This is a genomic window from Leyella stercorea DSM 18206, from assembly GCF_000235885.1.
In the GTDB taxonomy this organism is placed as follows: Bacteria; Bacteroidota; Bacteroidia; order Bacteroidales; family Bacteroidaceae; genus Prevotella; species Prevotella stercorea.
In genome coordinates this window covers 1-25091 of record NZ_JH379366.1, presented here as the reverse complement: position 1 = coordinate 25091, position 25091 = coordinate 1, and the positions used below count along the sequence as shown (strand labels likewise).

Annotated in this window: 21 protein-coding genes; 4 read left to right on the top strand and 17 right to left on the bottom strand. The window is 52.8% G+C overall.

All coding sequences use genetic code 11. The annotated features are described in order from the left end of the window. Nucleotides 1-438: 438 nt before the first annotated feature. Genes HMPREF0673_RS01535 through HMPREF0673_RS01515 form a run of 5 tightly spaced genes read right to left on the bottom strand, consistent with a single transcriptional unit; the run spans nucleotide 439 to nucleotide 6249 of the window. Nucleotides 439-1632 (bottom strand): ABC transporter permease, encoded by a 1194-nt coding sequence (locus HMPREF0673_RS01535; protein ID WP_007897181.1) that lies wholly within the window; start codon nucleotides 1630-1632, stop codon nucleotides 439-441. 33 nt (nucleotides 1633-1665) lie between these two features. After that, a complete protein-coding gene (locus tag HMPREF0673_RS01530; protein ID WP_040596207.1) occupies nucleotides 1666-2826 on the bottom strand; it encodes an ABC transporter permease in 1161 nt (386 codons plus the stop codon). Nucleotides 2827-2854: 28 nt separating this feature from the next. Continuing rightward, a complete protein-coding gene (locus HMPREF0673_RS01525; protein WP_007897177.1) occupies nucleotides 2855-3841 on the bottom strand; it encodes an HlyD family secretion protein in 987 nt (328 codons plus the stop codon). A 22-nt stretch (nucleotides 3842-3863) separates the two neighbouring features. Further along, a complete protein-coding gene (locus tag HMPREF0673_RS01520) occupies nucleotides 3864-5351 on the bottom strand; it encodes a TolC family protein (RefSeq protein WP_007897176.1) in 1488 nt (495 codons plus the stop codon). 13 nt (nucleotides 5352-5364) lie between these two features. Further along, entirely contained in the window at nucleotides 5365-6249 is an 885-nt protein-coding gene (locus tag HMPREF0673_RS01515) for a hypothetical protein (RefSeq protein WP_007897175.1), read from the bottom strand. A gap of 322 nt (nucleotides 6250-6571) precedes the next feature. Here HMPREF0673_RS01515 and mnmA point away from each other — a divergent pair, with 322 nt between their 5' ends. Then, nucleotides 6572-7657 (top strand): tRNA 2-thiouridine(34) synthase MnmA, encoded by a 1086-nt coding sequence (gene mnmA / locus HMPREF0673_RS01510; protein ID WP_157591605.1) that lies wholly within the window; start codon nucleotides 6572-6574, stop codon nucleotides 7655-7657. A 60-nt stretch (nucleotides 7658-7717) separates the two neighbouring features. Here the strand turns inward: mnmA and HMPREF0673_RS01505 are convergent, their stop codons facing one another. The 12 genes from HMPREF0673_RS01505 to HMPREF0673_RS01450 all read right to left on the bottom strand — a co-directional run bounded on the left by HMPREF0673_RS01505 (nucleotide 7718) and on the right by HMPREF0673_RS01450 (nucleotide 22072). Beyond that, nucleotides 7718-9982, bottom strand: a complete 2265-nt coding sequence (locus HMPREF0673_RS01505) for a cation:proton antiporter (RefSeq protein ID WP_007897170.1) — start codon at nucleotides 9980-9982, stop codon at nucleotides 7718-7720. A 94-nt stretch (nucleotides 9983-10076) separates the two neighbouring features. Further along, nucleotides 10077-11300, bottom strand: coding sequence for a peptidase T (gene pepT / locus HMPREF0673_RS01500; protein WP_007897168.1), 1224 nt, complete (start codon nucleotides 11298-11300; stop codon nucleotides 10077-10079). Nucleotides 11301-11312: 12 nt separating this feature from the next. Then, complete coding sequence (locus HMPREF0673_RS01495) at nucleotides 11313-12311, bottom strand: glycoside hydrolase family 130 protein (protein WP_022429863.1); 999 nt, start codon at nucleotides 12309-12311, stop codon at nucleotides 11313-11315. 83 nt (nucleotides 12312-12394) lie between these two features. Next, complete coding sequence (locus tag HMPREF0673_RS01490; RefSeq protein WP_007897165.1) at nucleotides 12395-13729, bottom strand: MFS transporter; 1335 nt, start codon at nucleotides 13727-13729, stop codon at nucleotides 12395-12397. A gap of 160 nt (nucleotides 13730-13889) precedes the next feature. After that, nucleotides 13890-14987 carry a DegT/DnrJ/EryC1/StrS family aminotransferase gene (locus HMPREF0673_RS01485; RefSeq protein ID WP_007897163.1) on the bottom strand — a complete coding sequence of 366 codons (1098 nt, stop codon included), beginning with the start codon at nucleotides 14985-14987 and terminating at the stop codon, nucleotides 13890-13892. Next, nucleotides 14984-15910, bottom strand: a complete 927-nt coding sequence (locus HMPREF0673_RS01480; protein ID WP_007897162.1) for a GNAT family N-acetyltransferase — start codon at nucleotides 15908-15910, stop codon at nucleotides 14984-14986. The genes HMPREF0673_RS01485 and HMPREF0673_RS01480 overlap by 4 nt, the downstream gene beginning before the upstream one ends. Further along, the gene (locus HMPREF0673_RS01475) at nucleotides 15907-16320 is read right to left on the bottom strand and encodes a sugar 3,4-ketoisomerase (protein WP_007897159.1); all 414 of its coding nucleotides are present in this window, start codon (nucleotides 16318-16320) and stop codon (nucleotides 15907-15909) included. Before HMPREF0673_RS01475 ends, HMPREF0673_RS01480 begins: the two co-directional genes overlap by 4 nt. A gap of 21 nt (nucleotides 16321-16341) precedes the next feature. Continuing rightward, nucleotides 16342-17523 carry a formate-dependent phosphoribosylglycinamide formyltransferase gene (gene purT, locus HMPREF0673_RS01470; protein ID WP_007897157.1) on the bottom strand — a complete coding sequence of 394 codons (1182 nt, stop codon included), beginning with the start codon at nucleotides 17521-17523 and terminating at the stop codon, nucleotides 16342-16344. A 3-nt stretch (nucleotides 17524-17526) separates the two neighbouring features. Then, nucleotides 17527-18405 (bottom strand): aldose 1-epimerase family protein, encoded by an 879-nt coding sequence (locus tag HMPREF0673_RS01465; RefSeq protein WP_007897155.1) that lies wholly within the window; start codon nucleotides 18403-18405, stop codon nucleotides 17527-17529. A gap of 17 nt (nucleotides 18406-18422) precedes the next feature. Continuing rightward, on the bottom strand, nucleotides 18423-19115 hold the full coding sequence (gene cmk, locus HMPREF0673_RS01460) for a (d)CMP kinase (protein ID WP_007897153.1): 693 nt from the start codon (nucleotides 19113-19115) through the stop codon (nucleotides 18423-18425). A gap of 47 nt (nucleotides 19116-19162) precedes the next feature. Further along, entirely contained in the window at nucleotides 19163-20107 is a 945-nt protein-coding gene (porQ, locus tag HMPREF0673_RS01455) for a type IX secretion system protein PorQ (protein ID WP_007897151.1), read from the bottom strand. A 288-nt stretch (nucleotides 20108-20395) separates the two neighbouring features. Then, complete coding sequence (locus tag HMPREF0673_RS01450; RefSeq protein ID WP_007897148.1) at nucleotides 20396-22072, bottom strand: SulP family inorganic anion transporter; 1677 nt, start codon at nucleotides 22070-22072, stop codon at nucleotides 20396-20398. 212 nt (nucleotides 22073-22284) lie between these two features. Here HMPREF0673_RS01450 and HMPREF0673_RS01445 point away from each other — a divergent pair, with 212 nt between their 5' ends. The 3 genes from HMPREF0673_RS01445 to HMPREF0673_RS01435 all read left to right on the top strand — a co-directional run bounded on the left by HMPREF0673_RS01445 (nucleotide 22285) and on the right by HMPREF0673_RS01435 (nucleotide 24882). Further along, on the top strand, nucleotides 22285-23004 hold the full coding sequence (locus tag HMPREF0673_RS01445; RefSeq protein WP_007897147.1) for an energy transducer TonB: 720 nt from the start codon (nucleotides 22285-22287) through the stop codon (nucleotides 23002-23004). A 79-nt stretch (nucleotides 23005-23083) separates the two neighbouring features. Then, on the top strand, nucleotides 23084-24058 hold the full coding sequence (locus HMPREF0673_RS01440) for a polyprenyl synthetase family protein (RefSeq protein WP_007897146.1): 975 nt from the start codon (nucleotides 23084-23086) through the stop codon (nucleotides 24056-24058). A gap of 38 nt (nucleotides 24059-24096) precedes the next feature. After that, the gene (locus HMPREF0673_RS01435; protein WP_007897144.1) at nucleotides 24097-24882 is read left to right on the top strand and encodes a TatD family hydrolase; all 786 of its coding nucleotides are present in this window, start codon (nucleotides 24097-24099) and stop codon (nucleotides 24880-24882) included. Nucleotides 24883-25091: the final 209 nt, after the last annotated feature.

Sequence of the window (25091 nt, the reverse complement as noted above, 5' to 3'; positions counted from 1 at the left end):
CACTTGTCTCCGCTCGGCTTTGCCGCTTGCCAAAGCAAGAAGTGCACCAACCAAGAAGAATGTATTAAAGCTGCTTGGTTGGTGCAGCGGAGACCGCTGCACCCCCTATTTTTTAGATAGCTGAAAAAATCTCCCATATCTTCCAGTTTTGCCGCAACTCTCTAATTATAAGGCATATAAAGGCTGGAAGATTTTCTTTTGAACGGGTTATCTGCCAGCCTATCTTCCAGCCTATCTTCCAGCGGAGACCGCTACACCCCTTGTATTACCATGCTACGGCAACGCAGTTGTCCCGCTACGGCAATGCAGTTGTCCTGCTACGGCAACGTGGTTGTTCTGCTACGGCAATATGGCTTTTGTTGAACAGCAATAAAAAAACAGCATTAATGCCCAAGCATTAATGCTGTTTTTTTATTATTAGTATGTATAGAGTGTCTCTTATTCAGTTTCTTGTTTGCTGCCCTTCACCTGCCAGTAGGTTACCAGACTTGCCAGCACGCCGTACACAACGGTCTGCATCCACAAGCCCTTTATCTCGGGCAGGATGTCGCTGAATGTAGCACCAAGCGTGTTGAGCTTCACGAAGCCCTGGATGCCGAACGACGAGGGGATAAGCCACGATACGTAGTGCCATAGTTCAGGCACGTTGCTCTTTGGCCATGATATTCCCGAGAGGAACAGGAACGGCACTGAGGTGAAGACCACTAACAGCATCACGTCCTCGCGACGACGCACGAAGAAAGAGAAGGTGATGGCGAAGAAGATGCACGCCAGTAGATAGGGGAACGTGAACAGCAGGAAATCGCCGAAGTGGATAAGCTGCACGAAGTGGAACAAGCGTGGCACCGCCAGTATCACCCACGCTGCGATAAGCATGAAGAGTACGAGGAAACCCATTGTGCGTCCGACCATGATGCGAGCCAGTCCGAAGCGGCGGTCGAGCATCGGTCGTATGCGCAGGAAACGGTTCTTCTCGTAGCTCGTGCCGTATGTGATGCCGATGCCGAGCAGTAGTATTTGCTGCAGGATGAGCACTAATACGGCAGGCAGGATGAAGTTGCCGTAGCCGCTTGTGTTGTTGAACATCGGCACATCGGTGATGCTGAGCGGTGCCGTCGTCAGTTCGTCCTCACGGTTGGTCTTGTTGCCAGACAGACGTATCTGTATGCCAGAGTTCATGTCGGCAGCCACAGCCGTGCAGGTCTGGAAGATAGCCTTGTACGTGAGCATCAGTCCCATATTGCAGTAGACACTGACGTGCGCCTGCTCCATGCGGTTGAGACGAGTGTCGAAGTCGGTGGGCAGATAAACCACGCCGTACACCTTGTGCTTGCCTACAAGACGCGTAGCTTCCTCAAGAGATGTGCAGCGTTCTGCCACCATCACGTCGGGCGATGCGTCGACATGGCGCACGAACTCGCGACTTGTAGCCGAGTTGGAGCAGTCGACAACAGCCACGGGCACCTCGCGCACCACCTCGTTGTTGTATATCCACGAGTAGAGGAGCGGGTAGGCGAGTGGCAGGAGGATGACGAAGAGCAGTGCGCCCTCGTCGCGGAACATCTCAAGATGCTCGTGCAGCCACACCTTTGCGGTGTCTTCCCAGAATGTATGTATCTTTTTTATTGTCATTTGAGTATTCTTAAAAGCGAGAAGCGTGATTTCTTACTCCATATATACATATTCCTTATAAGCTCGGTTGATGCGCAGAATGACGAACACCGGAGCCGCAGCGAACAACACGAGTGCCGCGATGTTGAGTGCTACGTCTGAGAGCGGATTATTGGCGAAGATGCACGTCTCGTAGATAAGGAAGAAGTGGCGCATGGGGAAGATGTTAGCCAGCACCTGCAGCGGTGTGTCCATAGCTATTACGGGGAAGGCTGTGCCTACCATCGAGAAGCTGAGTACGCCCCATAGCGAACAGATGCTCATCGACATGCGCAGCGCAGGCAGAAGTCCGAACATGAACACGCCGAAGCCAACGGCAGCGAGTACGCTGAGCACTGTGAGCAGCACGATTACGCCCCAACCGCCAGGGTGAGGGAAGTGGAGCACACCGAAGGTGTAGACCATGTATGCGCCCATCACCACAATCCATACGGCGATGTGGGGGAGCATCTTACCGACGAGGGCGATGAACGGATTGCCACCAGCTGCAGCCACCAGTTCGGTGGCAGTGTTCTCCTTCAGTTCCATACCCATAGCGTAAGCCGTGAGGAGGAAGATGAGCAAGAGCAGACACGTCGGCACGAGCATCGTCGAGAGATAGATGTTGTAGTTCACCCACGGATTGCCCACGGTATGCAGGTCGAGCACAATAGGCTGCAGGAATGCCATTATCTGGTCGTCGGTGTAGCCTTTGGCAGACATAACCGACTTGGCAACGCCTGCCGAACCGAGTGTGGACACGGTCTTCAGGTCCTTAAAGACGAGCGCACCTGATGTCAGTGTGGCGTAGCTGTAGTAGTAGGACACGTGCGGTTGGCGTTGTGCCAAGAGTTTTGCCGTCGTCTCCTTCGGGAAGTAGAGGAAACCGTAGATGTCACCGCGCTGCATAGCCTGGCGAGCCTCCTCCACAGAAGGGTAGTGAGCCACCACCTCCGACGACTGGAACGAGTCGAGCAGACGTGTCAGCTTGCGCGTCGTGGTGGTGTTGTCGAGATCTACCACACCCACGGGCATATTCTCCGGCTGCCCTTCGTGCATGAACGACGTGAAGAACACCGTGACGAACACGGGGAAGAGCAGCATCGAAAGCAAGTACATGCGGTTGGCTGCCATGCGTCGACATTCGCGTTGGGCGATAAGCAGAAGTCGTTTCATAGTTTGCTGTTTAAAAACCGACGACTGCTTACTTCTTCAGCACTAACGACATGCCAGGGCGGAGTCCGTCAATCTTGTCGATAGGGCGAGCCTTCACCTCGAAAGTCTTCAAGTCGTACTGTCCGTTCGACTTGGTAGCCTTCCATACGGCGTATGATCCCTGATCCTTGATGTAGTACACCTTCATGCGTATCTCGCGGTTGTAAGCCGGCACGAAAGCCTTTATCTCGCTACCGATCTTCATGCCGTCAAGCTGGTCTTCGCGCACGTTGAACGTACCCCACATGTCGTTCATCATAGAGATAGACATGATTGGTGAGCCAGTGCCTACGAGCTCGCCTATCTTAGGATATACATCGCTCACCTCGCCAGCCATCTGTGCAATCTGCATTGTTTCGTTGATGTACGACGACACCTCAGCCACCGCACCCTTGGCGCGGTTCACCTGCGCAGCAGCAGCCTTCTTCTCCTCCATACGTGCACCGTTGAGTGCCATGTCGTATTGGCTCTGTGCTGCCTTTACCTGTGCTTCTAATGCCTTATAGTTGGCGAAAGCCTCATCGCGCTTCTGCGCTGTCACCACGCCCTCGTCGAAGAGTCGCTGTACGCGGTTGTACGATTTCTCGGCAATCTCCAAGCCTGCCTTAGCCTGCTGCAGTACGGCGAACGCTGCACGCACCTGTTCCTTGCGTGCTCCGTTGTTAGCCATCTCGTCCATAGCAGCGGCAGCGTTCTCTGCCGACTCTGCCTGTGTCATCTTCGCACGCACATCGGGTGCGTCGAGTATGGCGAGGGTGTCGCCAACATTGACGTAGTCGCCCTCCTTGACGCGCAGTTCGAGGATGCGACCTGGCACTTTGCTCGACACACGATACTCCGCCACTTCTATCTGGCCTTGTATTGTTTCGGGCTCACTCTTGAGCGACAGGGTGCCGATGACAGCCACTGCCACAATAACCAACGTCATAAGGACGATGGTGATAAGAATATTCTTATGTTGTGATTGTTCTGACATAATAAAATGATATTGAAGGTTATTACTGCAAGACACCGAGTGCCTTCTTTAGATTTACTTGACTGAGTCGGACATCAATTTCGGCATCAATCTTCTGCGACTGTGCCTGGAGCCATGCTGTCTGTGCCGCCATCACATCGGTGGTCTGCAGCACGCCCTCCTTGAAGCCGACGTTTGCGCAACGCAGGTTCTCCTCTGCGTTCTCCACGTTCTTGCGAGCGAGAGTAAGTCGGCGGTTTGCCTCGTTCACCTTGAACTTGCACTGGCTTACCTGCAACTCAATCTTCTCGCTTATTTCGTCGCGCTCAAGCTGTACGATGCTCGATGCTATCTTGCTGGCACGCACCTTGTACGTACCTTCCATCCAGTTCCAAAGCGGCACGCGTACCACTACGCCAACGTTCCATACGCCCGAGAGCTTGCGCTCGAAGCCGTTGAAGAGGTTTGGGTTGGATGCCATGTATCCACCGGTGAGGATAACCTGCGGCAGGAAAGCAGCACGCACGAGCTTTGTCGTCTGTCGGCTGAGGTCGAGAGCGTTGTCGAGCAACTTCAGTTCGGGGCGGTTCTCCATAGCCACGCTGTTGTCGGTGTTCTCCACGTTAGCCGTAGCCACCAAGTCGGTAGACTCTTCGTCTTCAAGATGCACGTCGTTCTCCACGGGCAAGCCGCAGAGCTGGCAGAGCAACATCTTCGAGAGGGCGAGTCCGTTCTCAGCCTGGGTGAGCGACATCTCCGCCTCGTTCACCTTCACAGCCACCTTCAGTCCGTCGGCACGTGTAGCCACTCCTTCGGCAATCATCTTCTGTACGTCGTTGTCGAGTTTCTTCACCACTTCGAGGTAGCTTTCAGCCAGCTGCTTCTTATGATGTACAGACACCACGAGCCAGTAAGCCTGATCGATGGAGTGGAGTGTAGACTGTGTAGTGGCTTCGATGTTGTTAGCCGCCATCTCCTCGCCAATCTTCGCCATGCGGTTGGCAGCAATGATGCCGCCACCCATGTAGATTGGCTGTGTAAGCATTACCGATATGGTGTACATCTGTCGAGTGTCGGTGTGGAGAGCATCCACCACTTTCTGGCCGACACCGTCTACTACGCTGCCAAGCTTTGAACCTACCTGTCCGAAGAGGTTGCCCAGTCCGTTAGCAAGTTCGGGAGAGATGGCTCCTTGCTGCGCCAGTCCGGAGAGTGCAGACGAGATGTCGTTATGCAATGCACCAGTGGCGTGTGTACCTGCCGAAGAGAGCGAGGCCTTTTGGTCGTCGCTTAGCAACGAAATCTCACGACTCGTCAATTCGTAGCCACCGAGCGCACTCACATGTGGCAGATACTTCGTCTTTGCTGCCTTCACCTTGTAGTGAGCCATGTCCAGCTGCAAGCGCGAGGCACTCAACGTCTTGTTGTTGCGCAGAGCCATAGCTCGGCAACTATCAAGACTGAGCCTCTGCTGCGCCTGCACGTTAGCCGCACAACAAGCCAAGGCGATAAATAGAAATCTTTGTATCATTTGTGTTATCCAATTATTTAAAACTAAAGCTGCGTGAGCCAATCATATTGCCGTCGGCGAATATGCTCACCTGGTATGTGCCCTCCATGAGCGACTGCGACACATTCCAATACAGAGTAAGCGACTTCTCCTGACCATCATACTCTATGGTCTTCTTCATTGTAGCCTCGAGTTGTCGGTTCTGATAAGCGAATGAGCCTCCTCCGCTGAGCACTGTGCCCGAAGGTGTGGTGATGCGCACGTAGAAGGTCTTTGTGCCGTTGGCAGCAGTGACGTTCTTCGCAATAGAGAAGTTTACCTGCACTGACTTACACTTAGATGTGTTGTTGGTAGACTTTCCGCGCTTGTTCTTCAGCTGCATTGAGATGCCCGTAGCGTCGAGCTGTGCGGCGATAGCCACCTTCTCCGATAGCGAAGCACGCTCAGTGTTCAAGCCCTCAATCTGGCGTGTAGCCTCGTTATATTGTCCTTTGATGCGTGAGTTCTCTTCTGTAAGGTTATGATTTAAGCGGTTGAGCGAGTCAATCTCGATGACATAGTTGCGCAGGATGGCGCGCACGGTAGCCAGCTCCTTCTTCAGGCGTGCTATCTCGCGAGCATCGTTTGTCTTCGTCTCTTTCAACTCCTTAAGCAATTTCTCTGTTTTCTCCTGCTCGGCTGTGAGCTGTGCGATGATTGAGTCGTTGCTAATCTGCATACGCATCTCGCTATACTGATTGGCAAACTGCTGGTACTCGTTCTCCATCTCCTTCTTGTCGAGTTCTGCGAGTTCCTGCATCGCTTTGTTTTCTTTTCTTTGGTTGTCCAAATTAATGTAGAGATAAGCCACTGCGCCAATGAGCGCAAGACCTACAATACCCCCTACTATCCCAGCAATGAGCTTCTTTTTGTTTTCCATAACTTTTGATATATCAAATAATTAAATAGTTTAAACTTGATGCAAAGTTAAATGTTTAATTTTAATGCGCAAAGCGAGGTGTGTTATAAATAAGGAATATTATCCAAAATCGGTGAATTTTAATGAAAAACAGGACAGAATCTGTGTGTTGAGGTGTTGAGGTGTTGAGATGTTGAGATGGTGAGATGTTGAGGTGTTGAGATGTTGAGATTACTCTTTTATACATATCTCAACACCTCAACATCTCAACATCTCAACACTATTGTTGGAGATTCCATTTATTTCGTGTAATTTTGCACGTATGAACGAAACATATTCAAATATGGAGTTAAACGATAAGCGGATTGCCGTGCTGCTCTCGGGTGGCGTGGACAGTTCTGTTGTGGTGTACGAACTGGCGCAGCGTGGGCTTCATCCCGACTGCTTCTACATAAAGATAGGTCCGGAGGAGCAGGAGGAATGGGACTGCACTTCGGAGGAAGATCTCGAGATGGCGACGGCTGTGGCGCGTCGCTTCGGCTGCAAACTGGAGGTGGTGGACTGCCACCGCGAATACTGGGACCAGGTGACACGTTACACCATGGACAAGGTGCGTGCTGGCTTCACGCCCAACCCCGACGTGATGTGCAACCGACTCATCAAGTTCGGTGCGTTCCACGAGAAGCGCGGACACGAGTACGATCTCATCGCTACCGGTCACTATGCGCAGACCGAGATTGACGAGCAGGGCAGAAAGTGGCTCGTAACAAGTCCTGACCCCGTGAAAGACCAGACCGACTTCCTCGCGCAGATATACGACTGGCAGTTGAAGAAGGCGCTGTTCCCAATCGGTCATTACCAGAAGGGCGAAGTGCGCGAGATAGCGGAACGCGAACATCTAATCAATGCAAAGCGCAAGGACTCGCAGGGTATCTGCTTCCTCGGCAAGATAAACTATAACGACTACATACGCAAGTTTCTCGGCGAGCAGCCGGGCGAAGTGCTCGAGCTGGAGACGGGCAAGCTCATTGGCAAGCACCGCGGTCTGTGGTTCCACACCATCGGACAGCGCCACGGACTCGGTTTCGGTGGCGGTCCGTGGTACGTCGTGAAGAAGGATGTAGCCAACAATGTGTTGTATGTGAGTAAGGGTTTCGAACCGCGTACCGCTTACAAGAAGGATTTCCCCATACACGATTTCCACTTTCTTACGCTCGACCCGTGGGGTGAGCCGGGCACATCGGCACGTGTGCGCTTCAAGATTCGCCATACGCCCGAATACCATACGGCTGTGCTTGAGCGCACGGGCAAGGGCGAGTTCATCGTCCATGCCGACGAGCTGATACAAGGCGTGGCACCGGGTCAGTTCTGCGTAGTCTACGACGAGGAGCACCACCGCTGCTATGGTTCGGGAGAGATTACGGTATAAAGGTACAATTAGTTTTATTGCTGTCCGCTAAACACAATTTGTTTAGCGGACAGCTTTGTTTTATACGCCACGGTTGGCATCTTGTAATCGTCGTAGTGCCTCGTCTTCGCCTACAATCCAAAGGATGTCGCCAAGACGCATCTTGTATGTAGCACCGACCATAGAGAGGTTTTCTTTTCCTTCCTCTCTGCCCACCACCATGCAGTTGAACTCCGAGCGCAATCCCGTCTCGGGCAATGTCTTGCCTACGAACGGCGAGTGCTTGTCGATGATGATCTGCGAGAGTCGCATCTCGCGCTTCTCTATGTCCGGGTCGTCGGGTTCGATGTCGACGGCGAGGGCAGCGTGCGCAGCAGCCAACTGCGAGTCGCTGCCGATGACCTGCAACTTGTCGCCGGGGAACACGATGTCGTCACCACCAGGGATGTTGATGCGGCGGTGTCCGCGCAGTATGCTGCTTACGTGTATGCCGAAGCGGTTGCTTAGGCGTAGGTCGGCAAGGCAGAGTCCGCTCCAAGTGGAGTTCTCGGGTATTTCAATTTCTGATATGTGTATATCGCGGTCGAGCAAGTGACCCTCGTACAGTGGTTTCTTCAGTCCGAGCACCTGCTGCTCAATGTCGCGCGAGCGCAGGTTCTGCACGAACATGCGCTCCATCTTGATGCTCTGCTTCTTCAGTCCGCGCGACAGAATCATTATGCCCACCACAGCCAGTGCGATGGTCATCATCAGCGCATTGGTGAAGCGTGTGAGGTAGTTGCAGATGTAGAACACGAATGCCGAGGCAATAATCAGTCGCACGAGGATAGTCACGAGCAGCGGCATACGGTTCGACCGGCTGTCGTTCCACAGCGCACGGAACTCCTCCGAGTGGTTCTTCTTCATCACGATGGCACGCAGGAACGGTGCAATGAACATCACGGTGAGCACACCGCAAATGCCGTTAGCCCACCAGTGCATACCTGGCATCATGCGGCGTATGAACGGCAGGAAGAACGTTAGCATCAGGGCGATTGTAGCCACGGAGAGGATAGAGTAGATGATGGTGATGCGAGCCATCTGCGCGATGAGCGAGTGCCAGTTGCTCTTCGGAGCCGACGAGGGATGGGAGAGCGTGATGTTGTTCAGTGCGCGTACCCATGTCTTCGGCAGGTGGCGCTCCAGCACGTTGTAGCTTGGCACCGAGAGGCGTATCATGTAGGGCGTGAGGAACGTAGTGATGACCGACACTGCCACTACGACGGGGTAGAGGAACTCGCCCGTGACGTGCAGCGAAAGACCCAATGAGGCGATGATGAACGAGAACTCGCCAATCTGCGCCATCGAGAAACCGCAGCGCATAGCCGACTTCAGCGACTGGCCGCCGATAAGGAAGCCGAACGTGCCGAAGATAGACTGTCCGATGAGTATCGTAAGCACGAGTACGGCTATCGGTATGGCGTACTCAACGATAATCTTCGGGTCGACAAGCATACCAACCGACACGAAGAACACCGCTCCGAAGAGGTCTTTCACGGGCGAAACGAGCTTCTCTATCTTTGCCGCTTCGATTGTCTCGGCAAGGATGCTGCCCATCACGAACGCACCGAACGCTGAGCTGAAGCCCACCTTTGTAGAGACTACAGCCATGAGACAGCACAAGCCGAGCGACACGATGAGCAACGTCTCGTTGTTGATGAGTTTGCGCGTAGAGCGCAGGAAGAGTGGCACGGCGAAGATGCCGACCACGAACCACAGCACGAGGAAGAAACCTATCTTCATCACCGAGCCTATCATCTCGCCGCCGTCGGGGTTGTTGCCGCTGGCGATGGCGGACAGCATCACCATCATCACAATGGCGAGTATGTCCTCAAGGATGAGCACACTCATAACGGGCTGCGCAAACTTCTGCTGGCGCAGTCCCATGTCCGTAAATGCCTTATATATAATAGTGGTGGAGCTCATGGCGAGCATACCGCCGAGGAATATGCAGTCCATACGCTTCCAGTCGAAAGCGTGTCCGACAACGATGCCGAGTGTCATCATCGCGAAGATGATGGTGAGCGTCGTTATCACGGGCGTTATGCCCATTTTTAGAATCTTCTTGAACGAGAAGTCGAGACCGAGCGAGAACAGAAGGAACATAACGCCTATGTCTGCCCATATCTTAATGTCTACGGTGTCCATGACGGACATGGTGTAGGGCATGTGCGGACTCACGATGAAGCCAGCCATGATATAACCGAGCACAAGCGGCTGCTTGAGCTTCTTGAAGAGTAAGGTAACGGTGCTCGCAACAATGAGGATAAGAGCGAGGTCGTTGATCAATGTAGGTACTTCGGACACTTTGTATTCTTTAAAACAAGACAACCCAAACGATATTGTTTGGGCTGTCTTTCATTCTATTAAATTGTTTTCAGTAGTTGCTTGATAGCAACGCTTAGTCGTTGTAATGTGCAGTCAGCTCGCAGATTTTGATGATAACCTGCATAGCTTTCTCCATCACCTGCACGCTCACAAACTCGTGAGGACCGTGGAAGTTGCAACCGCCTGCGAAGATGTTGGGGCAGGGCAGACCCTTGAACGAGAGCTGTGCGCCGTCTGTGCCGCCACGGATGGGCTGCACCTTCGGAGCTACGCTGCTTTCCTGCATCGCCTTCAGCACAATGTCGATGACGTGCATGTTCGGGTCTATCTTCTCCTTCATGTTGTAGTACTGGTCGTAGAGGTTCACGCTCACAGTACCCTCGCCCCACTTCTCGTTCATCTTGCGTACACACTCCTCGATGAAGTTCTTGCGGTGCTCGAACTTCTCGCGGTCGTGGTCGCGGATGATGTACGACAGTGTCGCCTTCTCGCAGCATGAATTGATGCCCAAGAGGTGGTAGAAGCCTTCGTAGCCTTCTGTCTCCTCAGGAGTGTCTGTTGCAGGAATCATCTCTGCGAACTCCACGGCGAGGCGCGAAGCGTTCACCATCTTGCCCTTGGCATAACCAGTGTGCACACTCACACCCTTGATGTTCACCTTGGCACCAGCAGCGTTGAAGTTCTCGTACTCCAGTTCGCCGAGGTCGCCGCCGTCGATGGTGTAAGCCCACTCGCAGCCGAACTTCTCGACGTTGAAGTGGTGTGCACCCATTCCGATTTCTTCGTCGGGGTTGAAAGCGATGCGTATGTCGCCATGCTCCACTTCGTCGTTGTCGCGCAGCCAGCACATTGCCTGCACAATCTCAGCGATACCTGCCTTGTCGTCGGCACCGAGCAGAGTGGTTCCGTCGGTGACGATGATGTCCTCGCCGATGTGAGCTTTCAGCTCAGGGAACTTTGTCGGCGAACTGACGATACCTTCAGAGAGCACGATGTCGCTGCCGTCGTAGTTCTGCACGATGCGCGGACGGATGTTCGCTCCACTGCAGTCGGGAGACGTGTCGTAGTGCGAGATGAAGCCAATCGTCGGAATGTTCTTCTTCGTGTTTGCCTTCAGCGTAGCATAGATGTAGCCTTGCTCGTCCATCTCCACGTCGCTCATGCCCTCGCGCTCAAGCTCCTCTTTCAGATACTTGGCGAAGATGAGTTGCTTCGATGTGCTCGGCACGGTCTGCGACTCCTCGCCCGACTGCGTATCGAATTGTGTGTATTTAAGAAATCTTTCGGTAATATCCATTGTCGGTTACTATTAGATGATACTGTTCTTCTTTGTCCACTCTACAATCTCTGGGATGTAGCCGAATGCGAGACCCGTAACGGTGTCTGCGCAACCGTAGTAGACAGCGATGCGACCAGTCTCAGGGTCGTGAACCTCAGCACATGGGAAGCATACGTTTGGCACGTCACCCATGCACTCGTAAGGAGTCTGCGGAGAGATGAGGTACGGACCCGAACGGTGTGTTGCCTTCCAAGGCTGCTCGAGGTCGAGGAGAGCAGAACCGAATGCGTAAACATAACCGTTGCAAGAGCGGAGCACGCCGTGGTAGAACAGCAACCAGCCCTCTGATGTCTTAACAGGAACAGGACCTGCACCAATCTTCATGCACTGCCATGCTGAAAGCTCGAAGGCTGCCGGTGCCATAACGTGGCGGTGGCGTCCCCAGAACTCCATGTCGGGCGACTCGCTGTAGAAGATATCGCCGAACGGTGTGTGACCGGTGTCGCTCGGACGAGAGAGCATAGCGAAGTTGCCGTTGATCTTCTCAGGGAACAATACACCGTTACGGTTGTAAGGCAGGAATGCGTTCTCGAGCTGGTGGAATGTCTTGAAGTCCTTTGTCCAAGCGATGCCGATTGTTGGTCCGTGGTAGCCGTTGCACCATGTTACATAGTAGCGGTCCTCGATGAAGCAGACACGTGGGTCGTAACCATATACCCACTCGCCAATCTCCTTGTTGTCGCACTCGAAGCGGAGTGGCTCCTCGTTGATGTTCCAGTTCACGCCGTCCTTAGAGAAGCCTACGTGGAGCACCATGCGGCGGTTTGTGTCGTCGCAGCGGAATACACCTGCGAAGCCCTCACCGAACGGAACTACTGCACTGTTGAAGATACTATTTGATGTAGGTAGCAAGTCGCGCGGAATGATTGGGTTCTTTGAACAGCGCCATAACGGAGTTCTCTGACCTTCGGGACGATCTTCCCAAGGCATGTTTGGCAATGGGTTGCCTGAAATGATAAGTTTGCTCATAGTTTTTTAAGTTTTTAAAGCCGCCTCTTCTGTCCCGTTCATAGGAGAGAAGAGGTGTGCTTGGTTGTTATTGTTATGTGAATTTATTTCTTGTCAGGATAAGTGAACGGCACAAACCATGTGATGAGGAATGCCGGTATCGTGCAGAAGAGCACGAAGATGAAGAAGTTCTGGTAGCCGAGCATATCGCTTACGTAGCCGCTGAGCATACCTGGAAGCATTACGCCGAGGTTCATGATGCCCGATGCGAATGCGTAGTGTGCCATCTGGTGCTTGCCCGGTGCAATCTGCTGCATCATGAAGAGTGTCAGACCAACGAAGCCGAAGCCGTAGCCGAAGTATTCGAGAACGATACCGCCACCGATGAGCCAAAGGCTGCTCGGCTGATAGATAGCGAGCAGAGTGTAGGCAACGAACGGAAGGTTGAATACGCAGCAGAGCGAGAAGAGCGACTTCTGCAAGCCGCGGTGTGCAACGTAGTAGCCTGCAAGCACACTGCCTATAACGAAGGCTGCTGCGCCGAAGGTGCCGTAGCACAAGCCGATTTCCTTCTCTGTGAGTCCGAGACCGCCGTTCGCAACGTCGGCTTTAAGGAATAAAGGCACGATCTTCATCACGAAACCCTCTGCAAAACGATAGAGGATGATGAAGCAGATATAATAAGCAATGTGTTTTTTGCGGAAGAGGTCGACGAATACATTGCCCAAGTCGATCATAGTCTGCTTGAAGTCGGGCTTTTCGGCTGCGTCCTTTGCCTTTTCCGACGGCACGAATTTAGCGTTGTACAGACCGAGCATAACCATTATCACGCCAATCACTGCCATGATGATTGTCCAAGCCACTACTGTTCCGTTGTGCTTTGCTGCAGCTGCGGCTGTAGCGCTGAGTCCGGTGAGGTCGCCCGTGTAATAGTCGATGAGCATACCTGCAAGGTAAACCAAACCGCCGGTAGCGGCAATTTTTGCGATGTTATAGAACGCACCCTGCCAGCCGATATAGCGAGCCTGGTCGTCTTTAGACAGCGAAGCCATGTAAACGCCGTCGGCAGCTACGTCGTGTGTAGCGCCGCTGAAGGCGATAACTGCGAGCAACGCGATGCTTAATGCGAAGAAATTGGGAAGATGCAGAGCCAAGGCAACGAGTCCGAAGATGCAGCCGGTGGCAATCTGTGTAACGATGACAAAGAACTTCTTTGTCTTATACATCTCAAGAAGCGGACTCCAGAGTGGTTTCAGTGTCCAAGGCAGCATGATAAGCGAAGTCCAGAACGCAATCTGTGTGTCGCTTACATCGAGGCCTTTAAACATAAGTGTACATACCATGTTTAGCACCACGAACGGCATACCCATGGCGAAGTAAAGCGTCGGAATCCATGATATCGGGCTGCGCTTCTTGTCTTCAATAGCTATCTCTTTCATTGATTTGGTTTGAAAATATTAGTTTTTAATTTGTTAAATTCAATTGTGGGGCTTTTGTTGCATGTCTTTCGCTTGTATGGCAAGCAAGTGATTCGCTTGCATTGCGAGTTTTCACGGTGTGAAGTTACTAAGAAAATGTCGAATGACAAAACAACTGCGCCTAAAATTTGTTCAACACGTCGATGATTGTCGCCACTTCCTCTTGTGTGAGTGTTTGGTTGAGCGGAATGCTCAGTTCTTCGGCGTGTATCTGCTCGGTGATAGGCAACTGTAGTTCTGCCATTTCCTTGTAGCAAAGCTGTCTGTGTGGCGGTATGGGGTAGTGAACCATCGTCTGTACGCCGTGCTCAAGAAGGTACTTCTGTAGTTCGTCGCGCTGTTTACATAGAACGGGGAAGATATGATGCACGCTCTGCTTGCAGTATTCCATTGAAGGAAGCTGCAGACGTTCGTTGTGGATGCGCTCTGCGTACTGCTTTGCTATCTCGCGGCGGCGTGCATTGTCTGCGTCAAGATAGCGCAGTTTAACACGCAGCACGGCAGCCTGCACTTCGTCGAGTCGGCTGTTTCTGCCTTTATAGTCGAACACATACTTACGGCTCGAACCATAGTTGGCAAGTGTTGTAATCATCTCTGCAAGAGTTTTGTCATCGGTTGTTACAGCTCCGCCGTCGCCCAATGCGCCGAGATTCTTGCCCGGGTAGAAGCTGTGAGCGGCCGCATCGCCAAGCGAACCGGTGCGTCGGTTGCCGTATTTGCAGCCGTGAGCCTGCGCGTTGTCCTCGATGAGTCGCAGGTCGTGGTGTCGGCAGATGTCACCGATATGGTCGGTGTAGGCGCACTTGCCGTAGAGATGTACAATCATTATGGCACGTGTTCGGGGCGTTATCGCCTCCTCGATGCGTGTGTCGTCAATTTGGAATGTGTCGATGCGCGGTTCTACGAGCACCGGCTTCAGATTGTTCTCGGTGATGGCGAGTATGGTTGCGATATATGTGTTCGCAGGCACGATCACCTCGTCGCCGTCCTGCATTACTCCCATCTCTTTGTAGGCACGCAGAATGAGTGTAAGGGCATCAAGTCCATTGCCGCAACCTACGCAGTGAGCGGTGCCTATGAAGTTGGAGAACTCTTCGCAGAACGCCTTGTTCTCTGCTCCCTGCAGATACCATCCGCTTTCTACAACGCGCTGCACGGCTTCGCTTATCTCGCTGCTGTGTTGTGCTGTAACCGACTTTAAATCAAGATATTTAATCATTTCGTAAAACTATACTTTAATGTTACGGAACAGCCTATGTTCTCCTTAAACTCGCATAAGCCATAGTTGGGTATGCCGTCTTCCGTCGACGGACCGATGTCGAGCGTGCGCAGTCCGGCTTCGTAATAATGACGAAACAGAGAGTAGGTGAGGAAGTTCATTGGGCGCAGAGCCGAATACTCGCGTATGTCGCCCCAATATACCACCTGCGCAACGCCCTCGGCTACATGAAAGACCTGCGCCGCAGCCACGTCTTCGCCTTCATGTTCAAGCACGAAGAAGTCGGCTCGTATGACGTTGCTCACCGTCTGCCACACTTGCTCCAGCGTCATGCGCAGCGGAAAACCGCGCTCCTCACGGTTGCGGCATATCACTTCGTATGCTCGCGCTACGTCTTCGAGGTCGTTGCTGTTGAGCTTTATGAGGTTGAACGGTACGTTCTGCGCATGATGAAGGTTCTTTCTTGCGCTGCGGTCGATAATCTTTTCGTAGTTAGTAATGCGCTGGAGGTCAACATGATAGTTGAGATCCGTGCAGCGCACATTCATCTTGCGCGTGAGCACACTCGTCCATTTCGACAGTTGTGTTTCGTCGTAGACAAGCGGTTGCAGCGTTACGGCAAGTTGTTGTGAGCGTTCTGCAGCGTATGCAAGCAATAAGTCGACTGCCTCCTCCATGCGTTCAAGAGTCTGAACGCCACGTGTTGTGAAGCCTCCGAATGGAGCCGAAAATGGTGAGCGCAACATTCCGTTGCGCTCACCAAGTATAATGCCGAAGCGGTGCTTCGTGTCGTGTATCGACAAATAGTGAAGATCTTCAGCCTTGTTGCGGTTCAGTTCGGTGAAGTCCACCGAGTTGAACACGTGCTGCGGCGTGTATATCTTTGCATATTCGTCGGGAGATAGTCGTTCTATCTGCATCATTTCTTTACACCTTTATATTTAAGGAACTCCTCGTAGTCGTAGATGTAATCGCTCTCGTCGTACAGCTCCGAGGCGAGCACGAGGCACACCGCACCCGACGAGAAGTCGTCGATGGTGCGCCATATTCCCGTTTCGATGAGCAGTCCTTGATAAGGGCGGTTGAGCAGAATCTTGCGCTTCTCGTGTCCGTCGTCGAGTGTAACGGTGAACGAGCCACTCAATGCAATGAGCAGTTGCTTCAATCGCTTATGTGCATGACCGCCACGCATCGCACCTGCCGGCACATCATAGAGCCAGTAGGCGCGAGCAATATGGAACGGCACGTTCTTGAACTCCTCTACAACTGAGAGGTTACCGCGTCGGTCCTCAATCTTCGGGATGTCAATTATCTTAGCATCTGCTACTTTCATAATCAGTTCTTTTCAGGTCGTTTATTTATCCATATACGGGTCTGTGCCCAATACGGTGGCAGCCAGGCGCTTCGCCTTGTCGCGCAATGCGGTTGTGTCATCTGTCGGTTCGCCGTAGCAGAGCACTACGCCCATTCGTCTGCCGAAGTGTGCCTCTTCCTTACCGAAGATGCGTATGCGTGTGTGGTCTTCCTTCAGAGCCTCAACGAAGTTGTAAGGCAGTGGGTCGTTCGACTCCTTCGGTGAGAGGATAACCGCACTTGCGCCTGCGTGCTCCAAGTGGATACCTGCGATAGGCATACCCATTACGGCACGGAAGTGGAGCTCGAACTCAGAAAGGTTTGTTGTGTGTCCGAGAGTCACCATACCCGTGTCGTGCGGACGCGGAGACAGCTCGCTGAAGATTACTTCGCCCTGCTTTGTGAGGAAGAACTCAACGCCCCAGATGCCGGCACCGGTCAGTGCTCGTGTCACCTTCTCAGCCATATCCTCAGCTTTGCGCAGCTCATCTTCCGGAATAGCAAACGGCTGCCAGCTCTCGCGGTAGTCGCCGCCCTTCTGCACGTGTCCGATAGGCGGGCAGAACAGCGTCGGTCCGTCCTTCTGTGTCACGGTGAGCAGTGTGAACTCAGAGTCGAAGTGGATGAACTCCTCAATGATAATCTCCTTAACGTCGCCGCGGCTGCCTTCCATTGCGTCGTTGAACGCCTTCTCGAGGTCGGCTTCGCTGCGCACGATGCTCTGTCCGTGACCAGACGAAGACATGAGCGGCTTGATTACGCATGGGAAACCAATCTCCTTAGAGTGTTCGCGCAACTGCTCGAGCGTAGTAGCGTAGAAGTACTTGGCTGTGCGCAGGCCTAACTCCTTTGCAGCGAGGTCACGAATAGCCTTTCGGTTCATTGTATAGTTCACGGCGCGTGCGCTCGGCACCACCTGGATGCCCTCCTTCTCGAAGTCGAAGAGACGCTCGGTGCGTATCGCCTCAATCTCCGGCACAATGATATCGGGGCGGTGTTTCTCGACAACAGCTGTCAGAGCGTCGCCGTCGAGCATATTGAACACTTCGTGCTCATCGGCAACCTGCATTGCCGGGGCATTCTCATATCTGTCGCATGCCACGACATACTGTCCTGCACGCTTAGCGGCGATGACAAACTCCTTGCCCAGTTCGCCCGAACCCAGTAACAATATCTTCTTCATAGCTTATTCTCCTATCTTGATTATGTATTCGCTCATGAACGAAGCACCCGGCTGCAGGTGATTCATCAAGTATTTATCACGGAACTGACCGCGATACTCGTAGTGGTCGTGTACGCCATACCACGGCTCGATGCAGAGGAACGGAGCGTTCTTGCCGTAAGGTGTCCAGATGCCAACGCAAGGAGCGTTGAAGCTTACTGTGACTGCAGGACGCGCTGTCTGAGGGTCGAGTATTTCTATCTCGCGCAACTGGCACTTGTCGATGATTACTGCGTCGTCCTTGAAACTCTCCTCGTTGAAAGCCCAGAGTCCGCCGTTGCATCCCTCCAGTTCGTAGCGGTCGTCGGTGATGCAACCCTCGTGATTGCCATAGATGCGCTCAATCTTGTCGCCACGGTCGAAGCGCAGGCAGCCTTTGATTGGCTCGCCTTCCTGCACGCCTGGCAGGTAGAAAGCAGGGTGAGCACCTATCTGGAAGTGTATCTCGCGTGTATCGGTGTTGTGAACATGCCAGATGACGTGTATCTCGTTCTCCACGAGCTTGTACGTTACTGACAGCATGAAGCGGTATGGGTACTGGCGCAGAGTAGCCTCTGTGTCTGAGAGCACGTATGTCACGCGGTCGTCAGCTTTCTTCAGCACTCGGAAGTTCATGTCGCGTGCAAAGCCGTGGCGTCCCATCTGATAGGTGTCGCCTTCGGTGCGGTATGTACCTTTCCACAGTCCGCATACAATAGGGAAGAGGATAGGCGAACGGCGTCCCCAGTAGCGGTCGTCGCCCTGCCACAAATACTCCTTGCCTTCGTCGTCCTTGATGCTCTGGAGCTCGGCTCCAAGGTCGGACACTTCAACTGTTAACAGTTCATTGTGCAATGTTTCCATTTCGATAATCTATTAAATTATTCTTGTGTTCTCTCGTTGAACTTCTCCATGAGCCACACCTTCTGTTCGGCGATAGTAAGGTGGCTGTTGTCGAGTACGAGTGCGTCGTCGGCTTGGCGCAGAGGCGATGTCTCGCGGTGGGTGTCGATGTAGTCGCGCTGCTCCACGTTCTGCAGTATCTCGTCGAAATCGGCAGGCATACCCTTTGTTTCAAGCTCCTTGAAACGGCGTTGTGCGCGTATCTCGGCTGAGGCAGTCACGAAAATCTTCAGTTCGGCGTTGGGGAACACCACCGTACCGATGTCGCGTCCGTCCATCACGATGCCCTTCTCATTGCCCATGGCTTGCTGTTGCTCCACGAGTTTCTCGCGTACAAAGGGCAGAGCCGCTATCGGACTCACGTGTTGCGATACCTCCAATGTGCGTATGTATCGCTCTACGTTCTCTCCGTTGAGGCAGACTTCAGGCAGCTTAGTCTCATTGTTCAGCTGAAATGTGAGTTTTACATCGGGCAGCAGCGCCTTTAGTCTCGTTTCGTCGATGTTGCCTTCGGCGTCGAACACGTCGTTGCGCATGGCGAACAGCGTCACTGCACGATACATAGCGCCAGTGTCAACGTATATATATCCCACTTCGCGTGCAAGATCCTTTGCCATTGTGCTCTTGCCACATGATGAGAAGCCGTCGATGGCTATCACAATTTTCTTCATATATAAGTTGTATATTTAGTATATGTTTTTAGTTGTTCGTTAGTTGTTTAAAGCGAGAAGGCGAGGTTCAGCATGAGCGACGAGCTCGATACGTGGTACTTGCCGTAAGCTAAGTTTATCTTGAAGCGGTTGAGGCTAACGCCTGCTCCCACCGAGAAACCTGCCAAGTGGGTGCTTCCGCCTTCTGAGGTGTTTATCTCCATCTCGTCGGCACGTCGGAAGTTATAGCCTAATCCGAGCCAGAAGTTCTGCGAGATAGTGGCATCTACGCCCAGAACAAGATGGTTGAAGAAGCGGTAGTTCCAGTGGGTGAGGTCTACAAGCGTGGCTGAGATTCGCAGTGGTGTGTGTGCCAGTCGCTTGCTTGCTCCGAGTTGTATGTCGATAGGCATCGGGTCGTATTCGTCGTCGTATGCCTTCAACTGTCCTCCTAAGTTCTTTGCTACAATCGAGAGCGACCAGTCGTGTTCGGGGTCGAAGTAGTTGAGACCGAGGTCGATGCCTGCGCCAACCGAGTTGTAGCCTCCTATGTGCGATGTCAGGAACTTCGCCGTTATGCCGCCAGCGAAGCGGTCGTTGAGCATATACGAGAAATATCCGGCTACTGAGATGTCGCGTGCGGAGAACTCGCCCAACTGGTTGTTGTTGGCATCGGTCTGTCGCATCTTGCCGTAGTCCATGTACTGTCCCGACACAGCCCACGATGCGCGTTTGCCCACGGTACGGTTGAATGTGGCACTTGCAGTCTTGGCTCCCGCCATGTAGGTCATAACGTTCAGTCCGATTGTCTTGTCGCTTACAGAAGAGAGCAGGGCAGGGTTGTTGAATATCAGCGCGGCATCGTCTTCAACGAGTGTCACGTTGTCGCCACCCACGGCTGCGGCGTGTGCGCTGACCGGCAGACGCAGAAAGTTGTAGGCTGTCTGGCTTTCCTGCGCTGATGCTGTCGTCGTTGCTAACACGGCTATGGTTGTTATTATTGCTTTCTTCATTCTTCTGCAAAGTTAGTTATTTATTTTAATAATAACGCAGGAGTTTCCGATTTGTTGTGTTTGGGAAAGCAAAAAGGCGCGCCTGCAGGCACGCCTTTTGATTAATTAGTCATCGTTCGCGTTCGCCGTCTGATCGGATTGCGTTCGCCGTCCGATTGGATTGCGTTCGCCGTCTGGTCGGATTGCGTTCGCCGTCTGATTGGATTGCGTCCGCCGTCCGATTGGATTGCGTTCGGGTGACGATGGCTTGCAGTCCGCTTAAATGGTTTGCGGACAGTAGTAAGTCTTCTACTTCTCGCTAACAATCTCCTTAGCACGTTCGAGTGCCAGATTGATATGGCTGCAGATGTTCTCCTCGCCCAGAATATCGTAGAAGCGAGCTTTCTGTAGTTGGGCGTGCACCTTCTCGCTCACACCAGAGAGTACGATTGTGATGCCCTCGTTCTTGCTCATCTCGCAGAGATTGGTGAGGTTGTGTATGCCTGTTGAGTCGACAAACGGCACCTTGCGCATACGTATGATGCGCACCTTCGGGCGGTCGCCGAACGAAGCCATGATTTCCTCAAACTTGTTGCCGGCACCGAAGAAGTACGGGCCATTGATTTCGTACACCTCCACGCCCTCAGGGATAGTAAGGTGCTCGATGTTGCCCTTGCTGATGTCCGACTCCTCGTTTATCTCGTCCATGATAACCTTCACGTCCGTAGTCTCCGACATACGCTTCATGAAGAGCAGGCAGGCTATGATGAGTCCCACCTCAATAGCCACGGTGAGGTCGAAGATGATAGTGAGGAAGAAGGTTATGAGCAGCACTGTCACATCGCTTTTCGGGTTCTTCATCAGTGCTACGAACGAGCGCCAGCCGCACATGCCGTAGCTCACGATTACGAGCACGCCTGCCAGGCACGCCATAGGGATGTACTTGGCTAATGGCATGAAGAAGAGGAAGATAAGCAGCAGCACTACGGCGTGGATGATGCCGGCGATAGGAGTGCGTCCGCCGTTGTTGATGTTGGTCATTGTGCGAGCGATGGCACCCGTTGCAGGGATGCCGCCGAAGAGTGGCGAAGCGAGGTTGGCTACGCCCTGCGCCACAAGCTCGGTGTTGGAGTTGTGGTGGTCGCCGATGACACCGTCGGCTACGGTAGCCGACAGCAGCGACTCGATAGCGCCGAGCACGGCGATGGTCATAGCCGGAGCCACCAGACTCTTTATTGTCTCCCATGTCATCACTGGTACCTGCACGTCGGGTATGGCGTTGCTCACGTTGAAGCGGTCGCCGATGGTCTCAATGCTTGTGATGCCTGCGTACTGCTTCAGGAGCAGAGCTGCTATGGTCATAACGATGATGGCTACGAGCGAGCCGGGTATCTTCTTGCTGAACTTCGGTGTGATTGCGATGATTATCACGCTCAATACGCCCACCAGCGAACACCATAGGTCGGCGGTGGAGAAGTGCTGTATGTAGCAAATCCACTTCTCGACGAAATCGGACGGCACCGAGTCGATGGTCAGTCCGAAGAGGTCCTTAATCTGTGTGGTGAAGATGGTTACGGCGATACCGCTTGTGAATCCTACAACAATCGGGTAGGGGATGTACTTGATGATAGTTCCGAGCTTCAGCAGTCCGAACAGTATGAGGAATACGCCTGCCATGATGGTAGCAATGGTGAGTCCTTCGATGCCGTATTTCTGGATGATGCCGTAGATGATAACAATAAAAGCTCCCGTCGGACCTCCAATCTGTACCTTACTGCCGCCGAGCAGCGACACGAGGAAGCCGGCTACGATGGCGGTAATGATGCCCTTCTCGGGTGTTACGCCTGAGGCGATACCAAATGCGATGGCGAGCGGTAGTGCCACAATGCCTACAATGATGCCTGCCATGAGGTCAGACATGAAGTTCTTCTTGTTGTACGACTTCAGTGTGTCAAACAACTGGGGCTTTAAATCGAATGTTTTCATCCGTATAAATTAGTGTTGAATGAGTGAATATAAAATTATAGTTTCCTGTAAACGAGTGCAAAATTAAACATTTTTATGGATATAGCGAAATAATGCTAATGCTTTCCACCGCCAGTTACCTATATTTAACACTGCAAAAGTGCCCGTTTCTTATATAAAAAGCGTAACTTTGCAAGGTTATAAGAAGTGAAACGAAGTAATATATATTTAAGGTGGAACAAAAGAAGTCAAAGAAAGCAGACCTTGAACGCAAGCGCCCTCTGTGGTTCTTGATAGGACTCGTCATGCCGACGTTGGTCTTTGTTGCGCTGTTGGAGCTGGTCACCTGGAGCGGCAGAAGCAGCACATCGGACAATGCGCTTGACGACTTTCTCGAAGAGATGGAGCAACGCCCAAAGAAAGAGCGCGAGGATATGGTGGCTGCGATGGATGTACGCAAGCAGAAGCCGAAAGAAGCTGAGCGTGTGAACATTGTTGACGAGCCGAAGGAGATGGAGCCGCTTAAGACCATCGCCGATACGTATATCGAGGGCGACGAGGAGGATGCGCCTTCGGCAGACAAAGATGATAAGAGAAAAGACGATACGCAGGTGGCTGCCGTAGACATGGGCGACAATCCGCTCAACTTCCGCATCGTGGAGCAGTTGCCCGAGTTTCCGGGTGGCATGTCGGCTTACGTGAAGTGGCTCACCGACAACCTCAAGTATCCTCTCGCTGCACAGAAGCAGAAGATAGAAGGACGCGTTGTTGTCTCGTTTGTCATCAATCGCGACGGATCACTCACAGACATTAAGGTGACGAAGTCGGCCAATCCGCTTCTCGACCGCGAGGCTCTGCGCGTGGCGAAGATGATGCCCAACTGGAAACCCGGCATCAACAACAATAAACCCTGTCGCACGCTCTTCGCCGTGCCTATCGACTTCAAGTTGTAGAATGCCATCTCACCCCCTCACCATCAAATCTCAACATAACAACACCACAACATCTCAACATCACATAACAACATTAATCATGCACACATCTGATCAAATCCTGAAACTTGTCAACGACACACTTGACAACCTCGCATACGACCGCAAGCCGTCGTCGCTCTACGAACCTATCCGCTACGTCCTCTCGCTTGGCGGCAAGCGCATACGCCCCGTGCTGATGCTCCTTGCCTACAATCTGTTCAAGGACGACCCCGAGTCGATCGTCATGCCTGCTTGTGGCTTGGAGACATACCACAACTATACACTTCTGCACGACGACCTCATGGACAACGCCGACCTGCGTCGCGGACACGAAACCGTACACCGCCGTTGGGATGCCAACACCGCAATCCTCTCTGGCGACTCGATGCTTGTGCTTGCATACCAGCGCATCGCACAGTGTGAGAAGGAGAAACTTGCCGAGGTGCTCGCTCTGTTCACCGAGACAGCACTCGAAATCGGCGAGGGTCAGCAGTACGATATGGACTTCGAGCACCGCAACGACGTTGCTGAGGAGGAGTATATCGAGATGATTCGTCTGAAGACAAGCGTGCTTCTTGCTTGTGCCCTGAAGATTGGCGCTATTCTTGGCGGTGCTTCTGTTGAGGATGCCGACAACCTCTACCGCTTCGGCGAGCAGATTGGCTTGGCGTTCCAGCTGCAGGACGACTATCTCGACGTATATGGCGACACAAAGGTGTTCGGCAAGGCTATAGGTGGCGACATCACATCCAACAAGAAGACATACATGCTCATCAACGCCTTCAACCGTGCCAACGACGAGCAGCGTGCCGAGCTTGTGCGTTGGATTGAGGCTACGGAGTTCGACCGCGCAGAGAAAGTGGCTGCCGTGACACGCCTCTACAACGAGATTGGCATCGACCGACTCGCTCAGCAGAAGATAGAATACTTCTTCGCCGAGAGTCGCAAATATCTCGCAAAAGTATCTGTTGCTGAGGAGCGTAAGGCAGAACTGGCTGCTTACGCCGAGCGCATGATGAAACGCAAGTATTAATTGTTGGTAGACAATTCGTCAACTTATAAAACAGAAGAATGTTCATAGATACACATACGCATTTGGACGGCGATGAGTTCGCTACAGACCGTGCCGAAGTGATGGCTCGTGCCCGTGAGGCAGGAGTGGGCAAGGTGTTCCTTCCTGCCATCGACATCAAGTCGACGGAAGCTATTCTCGATGTCTGTCGCCAATATCCCGGCTATGCCTACCCGATGGTGGGTCTGCATCCCGAGGAGGTGCGAGCCGACTGGCGCGACGTGCTTGCCCAAATGAAGCAATACTTGAAACCAGAGAACCGCTTCATCGCTATCGGTGAGGTGGGCTTGGACTACTATTGGTCGCGCGAGTTTGAGCAGGAGCAGCTCGATGCCTTCGAAGAGCAGGTGAAATGGTCTGTAGAGACACGCCTGCCGCTGATGATCCACTGTCGTAAGGGTCAGAACGAGATGGTGCAGCTACTGCGTCGCTACAAGAACGATCTGCCCGGTGGCGTGTTCCACTGCTTCACCGGCAACGAACACGAGGCGGAAGAACTGCTGCAGTTCGACCGCTTCGTGCTTGGCATCGGCGGTGTGCTCACCTTTAAGAAGAGTCATCTGCCCGAAGTGCTGCCTGCCGTGGTGCCTCTCGACCGCATCGTGATAGAGACCGACTCGCCATACATGGCTCCCGTGCCCATGCGCGGACAGCGCAACGAGAGTGCCTATGTCAAGTTCGTGCTCCAGCGTCTCGCCGAAGCCTACGGCGTGAGTGACGATGCCGTTGCCGAGGCTACCAATGCCACCGCCAAGCGCATCTTCCCGCTGGCGTTTGCAGAGTAAAGGTTAGGTCTTTATTCGGTAGAAGTTAAGCCTTTTTACAATAAAAGCTTTTCAACAAAAAGCGTAGGACGATACATTATGAAATTCCCGCGATGATGTAATGATGTTACATCATCGCGGGAATTTTGTTTTAGCACCGCGGGAGTTCGGTTACATTATCGCGGGAGTTTCTCAATTATTGTAGTTTAACGCTTTTAGTTGACTACTTT

Excerpts from the sequence above, each read along its gene's own strand:
- HMPREF0673_RS01535 (WP_007897181.1), bottom strand. The coding sequence starts at position 1,632 with ATGACAATAAAAAAGATACATACATTCTGGGAAGACACCGCAAAGGTG.
- HMPREF0673_RS01530 (WP_040596207.1), bottom strand. The coding sequence starts at position 2,826 with ATGAAACGACTTCTGCTTATCGCCCAACGCGAATGTCGACGCATGGCA.
- HMPREF0673_RS01525 (WP_007897177.1), bottom strand. The coding sequence starts at position 3,841 with ATGTCAGAACAATCACAACATAAGAATATTCTTATCACCATCGTCCTT.
- HMPREF0673_RS01520 (WP_007897176.1), bottom strand. The coding sequence starts at position 5,351 with ATGATACAAAGATTTCTATTTATCGCCTTGGCTTGTTGTGCGGCTAAC.
- HMPREF0673_RS01515 (WP_007897175.1), bottom strand. The coding sequence starts at position 6,249 with ATGGAAAACAAAAAGAAGCTCATTGCTGGGATAGTAGGGGGTATTGTA.
- mnmA (WP_157591605.1), top strand. The coding sequence starts at position 6,572 with ATGGAGTTAAACGATAAGCGGATTGCCGTGCTGCTCTCGGGTGGCGTG.
- pepT (WP_007897168.1), bottom strand. The coding sequence starts at position 11,300 with ATGGATATTACCGAAAGATTTCTTAAATACACACAATTCGATACGCAG.
- HMPREF0673_RS01495 (WP_022429863.1), bottom strand. The coding sequence starts at position 12,311 with ATGAGCAAACTTATCATTTCAGGCAACCCATTGCCAAACATGCCTTGG.
- HMPREF0673_RS01490 (WP_007897165.1), bottom strand. The coding sequence starts at position 13,729 with ATGAAAGAGATAGCTATTGAAGACAAGAAGCGCAGCCCGATATCATGG.
- HMPREF0673_RS01485 (WP_007897163.1), bottom strand. The coding sequence starts at position 14,987 with ATGATTAAATATCTTGATTTAAAGTCGGTTACAGCACAACACAGCAGC.
- HMPREF0673_RS01480 (WP_007897162.1), bottom strand. The coding sequence starts at position 15,910 with ATGATGCAGATAGAACGACTATCTCCCGACGAATATGCAAAGATATAC.
- HMPREF0673_RS01475 (WP_007897159.1), bottom strand. The coding sequence starts at position 16,320 with ATGAAAGTAGCAGATGCTAAGATAATTGACATCCCGAAGATTGAGGAC.
- purT (WP_007897157.1), bottom strand. The coding sequence starts at position 17,523 with ATGAAGAAGATATTGTTACTGGGTTCGGGCGAACTGGGCAAGGAGTTT.
- HMPREF0673_RS01465 (WP_007897155.1), bottom strand. The coding sequence starts at position 18,405 with ATGGAAACATTGCACAATGAACTGTTAACAGTTGAAGTGTCCGACCTT.
- cmk (WP_007897153.1), bottom strand. The coding sequence starts at position 19,115 with ATGAAGAAAATTGTGATAGCCATCGACGGCTTCTCATCATGTGGCAAG.
- porQ (WP_007897151.1), bottom strand. The coding sequence starts at position 20,107 with ATGAAGAAAGCAATAATAACAACCATAGCCGTGTTAGCAACGACGACA.
- HMPREF0673_RS01450 (WP_007897148.1), bottom strand. The coding sequence starts at position 22,072 with ATGAAAACATTCGATTTAAAGCCCCAGTTGTTTGACACACTGAAGTCG.
- HMPREF0673_RS01440 (WP_007897146.1), top strand. The coding sequence starts at position 23,084 with ATGCACACATCTGATCAAATCCTGAAACTTGTCAACGACACACTTGAC.
- HMPREF0673_RS01435 (WP_007897144.1), top strand. The coding sequence starts at position 24,097 with ATGTTCATAGATACACATACGCATTTGGACGGCGATGAGTTCGCTACA.